Origin of the sequence: Herbiconiux dendrobii (assembly GCF_052048175.1) — a bacterium.
Classification (GTDB): Bacteria; Actinomycetota; Actinomycetes; order Actinomycetales; family Microbacteriaceae; genus Herbiconiux.
The window spans coordinates 73,588-86,452 of sequence record NZ_JBLZQV010000003.1 but is presented as its reverse complement, the minus strand read 5'-3'; the positions used below and the strand labels follow the sequence as shown (position 1 = coordinate 86,452).

At 71.6% G+C, this 12,865-nt stretch carries 11 protein-coding genes; 3 read left to right on the top strand and 8 right to left on the bottom strand.

Annotated features, from left to right (window positions below; all coding sequences use genetic code 11):
• Window positions 1–59: 59 nt before the first annotated feature.
• A complete protein-coding gene (locus ACN4JJ_RS09340; protein ID WP_440709643.1) occupies window positions 60–1,502 on the top strand; it encodes a helix-turn-helix domain-containing protein in 1,443 nt (480 codons plus the stop codon).
• 280 nt (window positions 1,503–1,782) lie between these two features.
• Here ACN4JJ_RS09340 and ACN4JJ_RS09335 read toward each other — a convergent pair whose 3' ends face one another.
• A complete protein-coding gene (locus ACN4JJ_RS09335) occupies window positions 1,783–2,817 on the bottom strand; it encodes an App1 family protein phosphatidate phosphatase (protein ID WP_440709642.1) in 1,035 nt (344 codons plus the stop codon).
• 112 nt (window positions 2,818–2,929) lie between these two features.
• Between ACN4JJ_RS09335 and ACN4JJ_RS09330 the strand changes: the two genes are divergently transcribed.
• Window positions 2,930–3,562 (top strand): TetR/AcrR family transcriptional regulator, encoded by a 633-nt coding sequence (locus ACN4JJ_RS09330; protein ID WP_440709641.1) that lies wholly within the window; start codon window positions 2,930–2,932, stop codon window positions 3,560–3,562.
• 46 nt (window positions 3,563–3,608) lie between these two features.
• On the opposite strand, the gene ACN4JJ_RS09325 is transcribed toward ACN4JJ_RS09330, so the two are convergent.
• The 7 genes from ACN4JJ_RS09325 to ACN4JJ_RS09295 are packed head-to-tail and all read right to left on the bottom strand — an operon-like array spanning window position 3,609 to window position 12,138.
• Window positions 3,609–4,481: a LysR family transcriptional regulator gene (locus ACN4JJ_RS09325; protein ID WP_440709640.1), complete on the bottom strand. Its 873-nt coding sequence runs from the start codon at window positions 4,479–4,481 to the stop codon at window positions 3,609–3,611.
• 53 nt (window positions 4,482–4,534) lie between these two features.
• Complete coding sequence (locus ACN4JJ_RS09320) at window positions 4,535–6,181, bottom strand: dipeptide ABC transporter ATP-binding protein (RefSeq protein ID WP_440709639.1); 1,647 nt, start codon at window positions 6,179–6,181, stop codon at window positions 4,535–4,537.
• Entirely contained in the window at window positions 6,178–7,140 is a 963-nt protein-coding gene (locus ACN4JJ_RS09315; RefSeq protein WP_440709638.1) for an ABC transporter permease, read from the bottom strand. Before ACN4JJ_RS09315 ends, ACN4JJ_RS09320 begins: the two co-directional genes overlap by 4 nt.
• Complete coding sequence (locus ACN4JJ_RS09310; protein ID WP_440709637.1) at window positions 7,137–8,096, bottom strand: ABC transporter permease; 960 nt, start codon at window positions 8,094–8,096, stop codon at window positions 7,137–7,139. The genes ACN4JJ_RS09315 and ACN4JJ_RS09310 overlap by 4 nt, the downstream gene beginning before the upstream one ends.
• Before the next feature lie 8 nt (window positions 8,097–8,104).
• Complete coding sequence (locus ACN4JJ_RS09305; RefSeq protein WP_440709636.1) at window positions 8,105–9,673, bottom strand: ABC transporter substrate-binding protein; 1,569 nt, start codon at window positions 9,671–9,673, stop codon at window positions 8,105–8,107.
• Window positions 9,674–9,715: 42 nt separating this feature from the next.
• Entirely contained in the window at window positions 9,716–10,966 is a 1,251-nt protein-coding gene (locus ACN4JJ_RS09300; RefSeq protein ID WP_440709635.1) for an amidohydrolase, read from the bottom strand.
• Window positions 10,963–12,138, bottom strand: coding sequence for an LLM class flavin-dependent oxidoreductase (locus ACN4JJ_RS09295; RefSeq protein WP_440709634.1), 1,176 nt, complete (start codon window positions 12,136–12,138; stop codon window positions 10,963–10,965). Before ACN4JJ_RS09295 ends, ACN4JJ_RS09300 begins: the two co-directional genes overlap by 4 nt.
• A gap of 248 nt (window positions 12,139–12,386) precedes the next feature.
• On the opposite strand from ACN4JJ_RS09295, the gene ACN4JJ_RS09290 reads away from it, so the two are divergent.
• Complete coding sequence (locus tag ACN4JJ_RS09290; protein WP_440709633.1) at window positions 12,387–12,725, top strand: carboxymuconolactone decarboxylase family protein; 339 nt, start codon at window positions 12,387–12,389, stop codon at window positions 12,723–12,725.
• The last annotated feature ends 140 nt before the right edge of the window (window positions 12,726–12,865 follow it).

The window sequence follows — 12,865 nt, the reverse complement described above, 5'->3', positions numbered from 1 at the left end:
GAGGGCGCGATTCGGCATAATTGCGTGGAAAGATTCGCCGATCTTTACAGGAGACAAAATTGGCCGAGGGCAGTGACCTGATCACGCTGGGGCGACGCATCCGGCACCACCGGAAAGAGAAGGGCTACACGCTCGACCAGCTCGGGGCGCGGGTGGGGGTCGTGGGCTCGCAGCTCTCGCTGATCGAGAACGGGCGGCGCGAGCCGAAGCTCTCGCTGCTGCAGTCGCTGTCCGGCGCGCTCGACGTGCCGGTGACCCAGCTGCTGAGCGACGAGGCTCCGGATGCGCGCACGGCGCTGGAGATCGAGCTCTCGAAGGCGCAGAGCAGCCCGCTCTACGGATCGCTGGGCCTGCCGCTCGTGCCCGCCTCGCGCAACCTGCCGCTGGAGACCCTCGAGTCGCTCGTGGGGCTGCACCGGGAGCTGCGCCGCCGGGCCACGGAGTCGATCGCGACGCCCGAGGAGGCGCGGCGGGCGAACACCGAGAACCGGATGGCGATGCGGGCGAAGAACAACTACCTGCCCGATCTGGAAAAGCTCGCCGAGGAGACATTGGCGACGGTGGGACACACCTCGGGCGCACTGACGCACCGCAGCGTCTCGCTGCTGGCCGAGAACCTGGGCTTCACGCTGATCTACGTCGACAACCTGCCGCACTCGGCGCGATCCGTCACCGACCTGGAGAACGGGCGCATCTACCTGCCGCCGGCCTCCATCCCGGGCGGGCACGGTCTGCGGTCGATGGCGCTGCAGGCGATGGCGCACCGGCTGCTCGGTCACCAGCCGCCGCAGAGCTACGCCGAGTTCCTGCAGCAGCGGCTCGAGATCAACTACTTCGCGGCTGCGTGTCTCATGCCGCAGACGGCATCCGTCGCCTTCCTTCGGGCCGCGAAGCAGCGCAAAGACCTCTCGGTCGAAGACTTCCGGGACGCGTTCGGCGTCACCCACGAAGCGGCGGCGCTGCGGATGACCAACCTCGGCACCGCGCACCTGGACATGCCCGTGCACTTCCTCCGCGTGGGGAAGGACGGGGCCATCTACAAGGCCTACGAGAACGACGAGCTGCCGCTGCCGGTCGACGTGACGGGTGCGGTGGAGGGGCAGCTGGTGTGCCGCAAGTGGGCGGCGCGCGGGGCGCTCGGCCGCACCAACCGCACCACGGAGTTCTACCAGTACACCGACACGCCCGCGGGCACCTACTGGTGCGCCACCCAGACGGGGAAGACGGATGCCGGCGAGTTCTCGATCACGTTCGGCGTGCCGTTCTCCGAGGCGAAGTGGTTCCGCGGCCGCGACACGCAGGGCCGGGTGCAGTCCACCTGCCCCGACGAGAGCTGTTGCCGCCGCCCCGACTCCGCGCTCGCCGACCGCTGGTCGGACGCCGCCTGGCCCTCCGCCAAGCTGCACGCCCACATCCTCTCGCCCCTCCCCTCGGGCAAGTTCCCCGGAGTCGACGAGAACGAGGTCTACCAGTTCCTGGAGTCCCACGCCGAAGGGGTGTAAGAGAGCTCCAGGCAGCAACGGAAGTCGAGGACGCAAAGTCTCAGGCCGTACCCGCCGACCCAAGGTGAGCGTGTGGCCGACGGGTGCGAGCGAAGCCCGCGCCCGTCGACCGCGCGCTCACATGTCGCGCTGCGCCGGGCAGGGACCGGCGCAGCCCGGTGACGCCGAGCGAAGCCCGGTGACGCCGAGCGAAGCCCGGCGCCACCGCAACTAGCACAGCCCGACAGACACACCCGTGAAACCGCCGACGCACCATCGCGGCGCACCATCGCCGCCGCAGTCAGCCCAGCGCACCCAGCTGCTGCGCCAGGCCCGCGCCGTCGGGGGAGTAGACACGGGGGACCTCCGTGGGGGTTCCCTCGCTCTTGGCGCGGCCGCCGGCCAGGACCGCCTCGCTGGGGGAGAGCTGACGGATGGCGATGGCGCGCACGTTGTCGGGGTTCTCGGCGGCGAACTCGCTGTAGATCTCCTCGTCGTGCTGGCCGTCGTCGCCGATCAGCACCCAGCGGATGCCGGGGAACTCCGCGGCCAGGCGGCGCAGGTTCTTCTCCTTGTGCTCGCGCCCGTTGCGGAAGAACCGGTCGTGCGTGGGCCCCCAGTCGGTGAGCAGCAGCGGACCGCGCGGGTAGAGGTTGCGGCCGAGGAACCGGGTGAGGGTGGGGGCGACGTTCCATGCCCCGGTGGAGAGGTAGATGAACGGGGCGCCCGGATGCTCCTCCATCAGCCGTTCGAGGAACACCGCCATCCCGGGCGTGGGGGTGCGCGCGTGCACGTCGAGCACGAAGGTGTTCCAGAACGCCAGGAACGGCCGGGGGAGCGCCGTCACCATGACGGTGTCGTCGATGTCGCAGACCACGCCGAACGAGGTCTCGGGCGCGACGATGTAGACCGGCGCCTCGACCGCATCCGAATCCAGCGTGCGCATGGTGATGGTGTGCCAGCCGGGCTCGAGCTCCACGTCGACGTCGGTGTCGACTACACCGCCGCGATCGGCGAAGACGGTGCGCACGATGCCCTCGACCTCGATGGTGACCTCCACGTCGCCCACCGGCACGCTCGTGAAGCTGCGCCAGCCGCGAACCCGCTCCTCGCGGCGCTGCTGCTTGCGGGCGCCGCGCGATCCGGCCTTCGGCTCCTTGGTGAGCAGCACACGGCCGAGCACCCGGATGCGCGAGGTCGACCCGTATCCGGCGTACGGGATGACGGTCGGCTGGTGCCCTCGACGCCTCGCCCACGCCTCGCGGAAATCGTGGAGCGCGTCGTCGATTCGTGCGGCACGGTGCAGCCGTGGTGCCGCGGCGGGGTCATAAGACACGCTTCCAGTCTGTCACGCCTCGCCGTTTCGAGGATCGGGCGCGCCCTTGCGACACTTTCTCACCTTGGCGCAACTAGACTTGCAGCGGGAAACGGGAAGGAACGGGCGGAATTTGTCATTCAACGACCTGGTGAGCGGTGCGCTCACGACTACGGGGAACGTCCGCAACGAGCCGGTACAGGCTCGCAGCAGCGAACGCATCGGCGCGCTGCTGGATGCCGCGTCGGCGGTGGTGGCCGAAGTCGGCATCGAGCGTCTGACCACCGCCATGGTGGCCGAGCGCGCCGGTGCCTCCATCGGCACCGTCTACCGCTACTTCCCCGACCGCATCGCCGTGCTCGGCGCCATGAGCCTGCGCAGCTTCGAGCGTTTCCTGCGCGCGAGCGTCGAGAAGCTCGAGAGCGCCAAGCCCACCACCCTCGACGCCGCTTTCGGCTGCCTGATCGACGCCACCGTCGAGCTGCACCGTACCGAGCCCGGCTTCACGTCGATCCGGCTGAGCGACCAGATCGCGCTGCCCGAGGTCGACGGCGGCACGGCTGCGGCCGCCCGGGTCTCCGGCCCGCTGGCCGCGGCGCTGGTGGACGAGCTCGGAATCACCGACGACGGCACGCTGGCCGAGCGGCTCGACATCGCGCTCACCGTGGCCGATGCGCTGCTCGTGCGCGCCTTCATCGCCGACCCCAAGGGCGACGCCGCGGCGATCGCCGCCTGCCGCGCGGTCGTGAGCGGCTACCTGGCCTGATCGCCCGGCCCGTCACCGGGCCGGCTCCGTCCCGCCGTTCGCGGCCTCAGGCGGAGATCGCCTTGGCGCGCCCGGCGATCGAGGCGAGGGCCGCGTTCCAGACGGCCGAGTGCACGGTGTCGTCCAGGCCCCGGCGGGCGACCAGCCGCACGCTGACCGGCCCGACCGAGGGCAGGTCGTGGCGCTCGTAGAGGCCGTCGATCGCCTGGCCGGGCATGGCGGGGAGCAGCGCGACGCCGAGGCCGGCTCGGGCGGCGTCGAGCACCCCGCCGAGGTCGGAGCACTCCGCGACGATGTTCGTGCGCCGGCCGGCCCGGGCCAGGTGGGTCAGGGCGAGGTGGCGGATCCGGCAGGGCGGGCGGCTGACCACGAGCGGCAGGCCCGCGGACGGCGCGGCGGAGGACACCGGTCGCGCGCTGAACCAGCGCAGCGGCATCCGGCCCACTTCGTCGCCCGGGGCGTTCCAGTCGTAGCCGATCATCAGTCCGGCGTCGATCGAGCCCTCGTCGAGCAGCGTGGTGAGCGATTCGGGCGGCTCGATGCGCACAAGGGTGCGCCGTTCGGGCAGCGTCGACCGCAGCTGCTCCAGCAGGGGGCCCAGGATGCCGGAGACGGAGTGCCCGGTGGACCCGATCACGATCGGCGGCGCCTCGATGTGCTCGAGCGAGCGCAGGGCCTCGTCGTGCGCGGCGAGCAGGCGGCGCGCCTCGGCGAGCACGCGCTCGCCCTCGGGGGTGAAGCGCGTGAGGCGGCCGGCCCGGCCGACGAGGGCGGTGCCGAAGCGCTGTTCGAGCCCTCGCACGTGCTGGCTGATGGCGGGCTGGCTGATGCCGAGCGATCGCGCGGCCGCGGTGAACGAACCGGCCTCGGCGATCTCCACGACACTGCGCAGGGCGACGAGATCGAGCAGATCGGGCATGCTCTCACGCTACGACACCGCCGGCGGGGTGTGTCGCTTCGTGACGTGATGCGTCAGGCGGTGCCCGGCACCGCGGCGACCAGCCGTTGCGTGTAGGGGTCGGCCGGCGCGGCGAACACCTGGCGAGGTGAGCCGCGTTCGATCAGGCGTCCGCCCCGCATCACGGCCACCTCGTCGGCGATCTCGGCGACCACCGCGAGATCGTGCGAGATGAACAGGTAGCTGAGGCCGAGATCCGCCTTCAGCCCGGCCAGCAGCTCGAGGATCTGCGCCTGCACCGACACGTCCAGCGCCGAGACCGCCTCGTCCAGCACCACGAACTCGGGTTCGGGGGCGAGCGCTCGGGCGATGGCGACGCGCTGCGCCTGGCCGCCGGAGAGCCGGGCGGTGCCGCGGTCCAGCAGGGCGGTGGGGAGGGCGACGCGATCGAGCAGTTCGCCGGCCCGCCGTCGGCGCTCGCCGGGGTCGCCGAGGCCGAAGGCGCGCAACGGCTCGCCGATCGCCTCCGCGACGGTGAAGCGCGGGTCCAGCGCCGCGTGCGGGTTCTGGTGCACGAACTGGATCCGGCGGCGCAGCAGACGCAGCCGCTCGCCGGCCGCCGTGGTGATGTCGGCCCCGTCGAAGACCACGGATCCGCTCGTCGCGGTCTCCAGACGGGCGATGATCCGGGCGGTCGTGGTCTTGCCCGAGCCGGATTCGCCGACCAGGGCGAACGTGGTGCCGCGCGCGAGCTCGAAACCGACGCCGTCCACGGCGGGCGGCGCCTGGTCGCGACCGGCGCGGCGACGGCGTGCGGCCGATCCGAAATCCTTCACCAGATCGGTCACCGTGAGCAGCGGGGGAGCGGATGCGTCGCGCGCCTGGGCAAACGGTCCGGCCTCCCGGGTGTGCGGCTGCCGATCGACGACGGTGAGGGAGGCCGCACCCATCGAGGGCGTGGCCGCCACCAGCCGGCGGGTGTACTCGTGCTGCGGCGCGGTGAGCACGGTACGGGCCGGGCCCTGCTCGACGATCCGGCCCGCGTTCAGCACCACGATCCGGTCGGCGCGTTCCGCCGCCACGCCGAGGTCGTGCGTGATCAGCAGCACCGAGGTGCCGCGGGAGGCCGTGCTCTGCGCCAGGTTGTCGAGGATCTCCTTCTGCACCGTCACGTCCAGCGCGCTGGTGGGCTCGTCGGCCACGAGCAGCTGCGGAGAGGCGGCGAGCGCGATCGCTATGAGGGCCCGCTGCTGCAGCCCGCCGGAGAGCTCGTGCGGGAACTGGCGCATCCGCCGTTCGGGTTCGTCGATGCCGGCCGTCCGCAGCGCCTCGACCACCCGCCCCCGCCGGTCGGCGCGAGAGCCGATGCCGTGCACCCGGAACACCTCGGCGACCTGACGGCCGATCCGCTGCACCGGGTCGAGCGAGCTCGCCGGATCCTGCGGCACGTACCCGATCCGGCGGCCGCGCAGGGGGCGCAGCTGCCGCGGCGAGAGGCCGAGCAGGGCGATGCCGTCGAGGGCGACCTCGCCGCGGCGCACCTCGGCCTCCGGCGGCAGCAGGCCCAGGATGGCACGGGCCGTGGTGGACTTGCCGGAGCCGGACTCGCCGACCAGCGCCACCACCTCGCCCGGCGCGAGGGTGAGATCCAGGTCGGCCACCACGGGGGTGGCGCCGAAGGAGACGGTGAGCCCGGAGACTCGCAGCGTGGGTTGCGTCACGGCCGGATCATCCTCTCGCGATCGAGCTCGCTCATGCCCGGCACATCCGGTGCGTCGGGATCCAGGCCACGCGAGCGGGCACGAGCACGGGCGCGGCGTGAGCGCAACCGCAGAACACCGCGGCCGCCGATGCCGTCGCCGATGAGGTTGGCGCCGAGCACGAGCGCGGCGAGCGCCAGCCCGGGGAACACGGTGAGCCACCACGCCGTGTAGAGGAAGGCCTTCGACTCGCTCAGCAGGTTGCCGAGGCTCGCCGTGGGGGCGGGGATGCCGGCACCGAGGAAGCTCAGGGCGGCCTCGATGATGATGGCGGAGCCGAACACCGCCGAGGTCTGCACGGCCACCGGCACCAGCACGGCGGGCAGCACGTGCCGCACGATCACGGCGGGGCGCCGCACGCCCGCCGCCTCCGCCGCCTCGACGTACCGGCGCTCGCGGGCGGAGAGCGCGGCCGAGCGCACCAGACGCACGAGGCCCGGGGTCTCCACCACGATCAGACACGCGATGAGGCTGCCGACGGAGGCGCCGGTGGCCGCCACCACGGCCAGTGCCAGCAGCACGCCGGGGATGGCGAGCAACCCGTCGCAGATGCGCATGATCACCTGGTCCAGCGGCCGCACGAACACGGCGACGAGCCCGAGGAAGAGGCCGAGCAGCAGCGCCACCACCGAGACGGCGATGCTCACCTGCATCGACATCCCGATGCCCACGGCCAGGCGCGCCAGCAGGTCGCGGCCGAAGTCGTCGGTGCCGAGCGGATGCGCGGCCGAGGGCGGCTGCATCCGGTCGGCGACCACGGCGGCGTTGGGGTCGTAGGGCGAGAACAGGGGCACCAGCAGCGCGATCAGGGCGCAGACGACCAGCAGCACGATGCCCACCAGCACGGCGGGGCGGGCGGCGAGCGCGGCCCCCAGCCGGCGCAGTGCGGTGCGTGGCCCGGCGCCCGGTGCGGCGGTCATCGCTTCGCTCCCGCGGTGAGGCGGATGCGCGGGTCCAGCAGCGGGTAGAGCAGGTCGACCACGAAGTTCAGCAGCACGTAGATGACGGCGATCACGAGCACGGTCCCCTGGATGACCGGGTAGTCGCGCCGGGAGATGGCGGTGACCACCAGCTGGCCGATGCCCGGGATGTTGAAGATGGTCTCCACCACGGCGGCGCCGGCCAGCAGGGTGCCGAAGGAGCCGGCCAGCACTGTCACGATCGGCACCAGAGCGTTGCGCAGGGCGTGCCGGTAGAGCACGCCGCCGGGCGAGACGCCCTTGGCCTCGGCGACCGCGATGAACGACCCGGCCAGCGCATCCACCACCGACACCCGGGTGACGCGCCCGAGCACGGAGACCTGCACGACGCCGAGGGCGACGGCGGGGAGCACGAGGTAGCGCAGGAACTCGCCGATGCCCTCCGAGGGGTCGGCGTAGCCCGCCACCGGCAGCCAGCCGAGCTGCACGGCGAACAGCTGCACCAGGAACAGGCTCAGCAGGAAGCCCGGAACGGCGAGCCCGAGCATCGCCACGGCCGAGAGCGAGACATCCGCCACGCCACCGCGCCGCCGGGCCGCGGCGAGGGCAAGCGGGATGGCCACCAGCACGCTCACCACGGTCGCCAGCAGCGCGATCGAGACCGTGGGCACCAGACGTTCCGCCACGATGTGCGCCACGTCGTCGTGCAGGAAGATCGAGTAGCCGAGGTCGCCGTGCAGCGCCGACCACAGCCAGTCGAGATAGCGCAGCCAGACCGGTTGGTCGAGGCCCAGCTGGGCACGGAACTCGGCGATCTGCTCGGCGCTCGCGTCGTCTCCCAGGATGACCGAGGCGGGGTCGCCCGGCATCGCGTAGATGAGCGCGAAGATGACGATCGACATCACGACCAGCACCTGCACGAGCGCGAGCAGCCGCGCGAGTCCGTACCGCAGCATGGGGCCGGTTACTCCGCGATCTTCGTGTTCCAGAGGATCGGAGCCCCGTTCAGGCTCTGATACCCCGAGACGGAGTCGCGGATGGCGCGGTAGGTGTAGGAGTCGCCCACGTTGATGGTGGGCAGGTTCGTCCACAGGTACTGCTCCAGGGCCTCGCTCGACGCCTTCTGGTCGGCGTCGGAGACGGCGGATGCCGTGCCGGAGACCAGGCTCGCGAGCTCCGGATCGGTGGCGCCGCCGTAGTTCGGCGTGAGGTACAGCAGCTGCGACGGGGTGGAGGGCACCAGGAAGGCGCCGGCGTAGATGTCCCAGCCCTGGAGCGAGTTGCGCTTCTGGATGAGCGTGGCGTAGTCGTAGATGTCGAGCACGGCGTTCACGCCGATCGCCTCGAGCTGGCTCTGCAGGATGACCGCCGACTTGTAGTACACCTCGCCGTAGTCGTGACTGGTGAGGATGTGGATCTCGCGGCCGTCGTAGCCGGCGTCGGCCAGCTTCTGCTTCGCCGAGTCGGTGTCGGGGGTGTTGAAGACCCCGTCGGAGCCGGCATCCGTCCACCAGTTCGCGTTCTCCTCGTACACGTACCCGGGGTTCAGGCGGTACAGCTCGGGATCGGAGGTGACGGCGGTCATGAAGTCGTCGGCGTCGATCGCGGCGTTGACCGCCTCGCGCGCGGCGAGGTCGCCGGAGAACGCGCTGGTCATGTTGAAGACCACCACATAGCCGGTCGAGAGCTCCTTGCTGACCTCGACGTCGTTCTGCGCCTGCACCTGGGGCAAATTGTCGACGGTGACGTCGGAGAAGTCGTACTCGCCGCTCAGGAACGACGAGAAGCGGGTGGCCGAATCGAGCACGAAGTCGAAGGAGATGTTCTCGGTCGGAGCCTCCTTGCGGCCGGCGTATCCGCTCGGCTCGGTGTCGACGCCGGTGTAGTCGTCGAAGCGGCTGAGCTGCACGTTCTGGTCGGCGTTCCAGGCGTCGAACTTGTACGGGCCCGTGCCGATGTACTCGGAGATGCCCTCGGCCGGCGCCGTCGAGGCGATCTCGGCGGGCATGACGGCCGCGAACTGCAGCGGGTTCGACAGCTGCGCGAGCAGGTCGCCGCGTGGTTCGGCGAGCTGCAGCGCCACGGTGTAGTCGTCCACCACGGTGAACTCGCTGTCGCCGAGCAGGGTCTTGGCGCGCGCCGTGACGGTCTTCCAGCGGTTCAGCGAGGCGGCCACGTCGTCGGCGTGCAGCTCTTCGCCGTTGTGGAAGAGCACGCCCTGGCGCAGTGTGAAGGTCCACGAGCGGCCGTCCTCGCTGGTCGTCCACGACTCGGCGAGGGCGGGCTGCGGGGTGAGCGTCTCGTCCTGCGCCACCAGCGTCTCGAAGATGTGGGCGTCGATGTTCGCGACCACGCCCGAGGGGCTGATCTGCGGATCGAGCGTCGGGATGCTCGCGGCGACGGGGTAGTGGATGGTGTCCTGGTAGCTCGTGGCGGCGTCGTCGGAGGCCGCGGGCGCCGAGCATCCGGCCAGCAGCAGGGCCGATGCGGCCAGTGCGGCGGCGGATGCGAGCGCGGTGCGTGATCTTCTCATGGGGGTGGGGTTCCTCGGTTGCAGGGGTGTGGGTGCGGGGATCTAGGGGGTGGCGGGGGTATCGCCGGCGGAAGGGGCGGCGGCGGTGAGCTGGGCGAGCGCCGTGAGGGCGAGCTCGGTGTACACGCGCACGCCGACGGGCAGGGCCGCGTCATCGGCGACGAAGGTGCCGCGGTGCACGCCGGTGGGCTCGCCCTCGCCGTCCCAGACGCCGAGCGAGACCAGCACGCCGGGGGCGTGGTCGAGGTAGTAGGCGAAGTCCTCTCCCGCGCCGCCGCGTTCCAGCGGCACGAAACCGCCCTCGCCGAGCACGCGGTCGGCCACCCGGCGGGCCACGGCCACGCTCCCGGCGTCGTTGACCACGGGCGGCACGCCGCGGGAGTAGTCGAGCCGGTGATCGACCCGGGTGGGGGCGAGCAGGGCGCCGACCAGTTCGGCGACCAGCTCCGGTGCGGCGTCCCAGGCGGTGCGGGTGCCGAGTCGGAGCGTGCCGCGCAGCAGGCCCTCGGTGGGGATCACGTTGGCGGCGTGGCCGGCCGAGGCCTGACCCCACACCAGCACGCCGGAGTCCAGCGGATCCAGCCGCCGGGTGAGCAGGCCGGGGAGCCCGGTGGCCACGAGACCGAGCGCGTAGACGAGATCGCCGGTGTCCTGGGGGCGGGAGGAGTGTCCGCCGGGGCCGCTCAGGTGCACGGTGATCGCATCCGACGACGCCGTCGCCGGGCCCACCGCCGCGCCGATCGTGCCGGTGCGCAGCTGCGGCGAGACGTGCAGCATGAAGATCTCGTCGACCCCGTCCATCACGCCGGCCTCGACCGCGGCGATCGCCCCGGTCATCACCTCTTCGGCGGGCTGGAACAGGATCCGGATGCGCCCGGGCAGCGCGGGCAGCCCGGCCAGGGCGAGCGTGGCGCCCAGCAGCGTGGCGGTGTGCACGTCGTGGCCGCAGGCGTGCATCAGCCCCTCGACCTCGGAGGCGAAGGGCAGGCCCGTCTGCTCGAGCACGGGGAGGGCGTCGAGGTCGGCGCGGAGGGCCACCAGCGGGCCCTCGCCCTCTCCCAGATCCACGGTGAGGCCGGTGCCGCCGGGGAGCACCACCGGGGCGAGCCCGGCGTCCTCGAGGACGCCGACGAGGAACGCCGTGGTGGCCGTCTCCTGATGGCCGAGCTCGGGATGCCGGTGCAGGTGGTGGCGCCAGGCGATGAGCTCCTCGGTGTGGGCGGCGAGCCAGGAATCGGCCGCGGAGGTGCCGGGGGCGCCGGTCGTGCCGGTCACGCCGGTCGTGCCGCTCATGCGGTCGTCTCCGCGGCGGCGGCGTAGGCCGCGACCGCGCCGGCGTCGTCCGCCTCGGCGGCCCGGCGGGCGTCGATCGCGTCGGCACCCTCGCGCAGCAGACGCAGGAGCTCCTTCTTCAGCTCGAACTCCTCCTGCGTGTAGGCGGTGGGGTCCATGCCGAAGATCTCGACGCCGTTCTCGTAGTGCCGCAGCATCGCGGCGGCGACCGTCTCGGGCGAGCCGACGAAGGCGGGTACGCTCTCCACGCCGGTCACCCGGGCGAGGCCCAGGAACAGCGAGCCGTCGACCCAGTCGCCCTCGAGCGCCTGCTCGTAGATGCGGGCCCGGCTCACCGACTCGGGCTGCGTGATGTCCAGCGCCAGCAGGCCCTTCTCGCTCTCGAGCTCGCGCACGATCCCCTCCGCCACACCACGGGCTTCGTCGTCGGTGGCCGCCACGATGTGGTTGGCGTTGTGCCAGTAGCGCAGCGTGCGGCCCTCGGCGGCGGCGAGCGCGCGTACCTTCTCGGTGATCTCCTTGGTGTCGGCCAGCGACGTGGCCGGGATCGAGAAGGTGTCCGCCCAGCGGGCCGCCACCTCCAGGGCGCGGGGCGCGGATCCGGCCCAGGAGATCTCGGAGTAGGGGGCCGAGGTGTTGCCCACCCCGGAGAGCCCGTCGCGCACCCGGTAGTAGTGCCCGTCGAAGTCGAAGGGCTCGGTGGCGGTGAGCTCGCGCACGTACACCTCGAGGAACTCGGCCGCGCGCTCGTAGCGCTCCTCCTTGGGCAGGAAGTCGCCGTCGCGCTGCTGGTCCTGCTCGTTGTGGCCGGTGATGAAGTGGTGGATCAGGCGGCCGCCCGAGAGGGTGTCGATGGTCTGGGCCAGTCGAGCAGTGGTGGTGGGGGACTGCCGGCCGATCCGGTGCGCCGAGACCGTGGAGAGGCGGCTCGTGTTCGCCAGCACCCAGGCCGACTGCGCGTAGACGTCGGGCCATCCGCTGCGCTCGGCCACGAGCACGCCGTCGTAGCCGATCTCCTCCTGTTCGCGGGCCGCCTGCAGCACGGTCTCGACGTTCGTGGAGTGGCGCACCGACCAGTTGCCGCTGCGCGCGGCGCGGCGGGCGATCTGAGTGGCCGGGTCGCCGATGGACTGGGTGGCGATCTGCAGGCGGGAGCGCAGTTCGATGGGCATGGAGGGACTCCTAATCGTGGTGCGGACGATCCTAGGTCGGGCCTGCCCGCGGCGTCCCATAAGCCCGGATTGGGTCGGTCCATAACCGCACGTGATCGATCACGGCTGCGAGGAAGTGCTGATCAAATGCGCTTTTTGAGAACTCGGCCGCTCGTTCGCCGTCATCCAGCGTTACCTGCTGTTACAGCCCGGCCGGCGGCCTGTAGCATCCGGAGGACTCACGCCGTCCATCCCCGAGAGGAATCACCATGAGCGAGTACTTCGACCCCTCCGACCGCGCCTACACCTCCGTCTACAAGAAGGAGACGCCCGACATCCTCGCGGCCTTCGCGGCCTTCGACGGCGCGGTGTTCCAGAGCGAGGGGCGCGAGATCCCGCTGAAGTTCCGCGAACTGATCGCGCTCGCCGTGAGCATCACCACGCAGTGCGTCTACTGCATCGACGCCCACAGCCAGAAGGCCGTTGCGGCCGGAGCGAGCGAGGGCGAGCTGGCCGAGGCCGCGTGGGTGGCCACCGCCATCCGGGCCGGAGGCGGCTTCGCGCACGGCCGGCTGGCGTTCAAGCTCTCGGGCGCCCACGAACACTGATCCGCGATGTCGGCCGCCGCGACAGCGGCGGTCACGGCGATGTCGGTGGTCCGTGGGAGTGTGACATTCTCTGACGCCAGGGGTTTGCGTTTGCCCCGTTAGATGTTTGTGTTGTTCCGAGGACCGCGCCGGGTGGTCCG

Coding starts and splice junctions, on each gene's coding strand:
- ACN4JJ_RS09315 (WP_440709638.1), bottom strand. CDS start 7,140: ATGACCGCCGCACCGGGCGCCGGGCCACGCACCGCACTGCGCCGGCTG.
- ACN4JJ_RS09295 (WP_440709634.1), bottom strand. CDS start 12,138: ATGCCCATCGAACTGCGCTCCCGCCTGCAGATCGCCACCCAGTCCATC.
- ACN4JJ_RS09290 (WP_440709633.1), top strand. CDS start 12,387: ATGAGCGAGTACTTCGACCCCTCCGACCGCGCCTACACCTCCGTCTAC.
- ACN4JJ_RS09325 (WP_440709640.1), bottom strand. CDS start 4,481: ATGCCCGATCTGCTCGATCTCGTCGCCCTGCGCAGTGTCGTGGAGATC.
- ACN4JJ_RS09305 (WP_440709636.1), bottom strand. CDS start 9,673: ATGAGAAGATCACGCACCGCGCTCGCATCCGCCGCCGCACTGGCCGCA.
- ACN4JJ_RS09310 (WP_440709637.1), bottom strand. CDS start 8,096: ATGCTGCGGTACGGACTCGCGCGGCTGCTCGCGCTCGTGCAGGTGCTG.
- ACN4JJ_RS09300 (WP_440709635.1), bottom strand. CDS start 10,966: ATGAGCGGCACGACCGGCGTGACCGGCACGACCGGCGCCCCCGGCACC.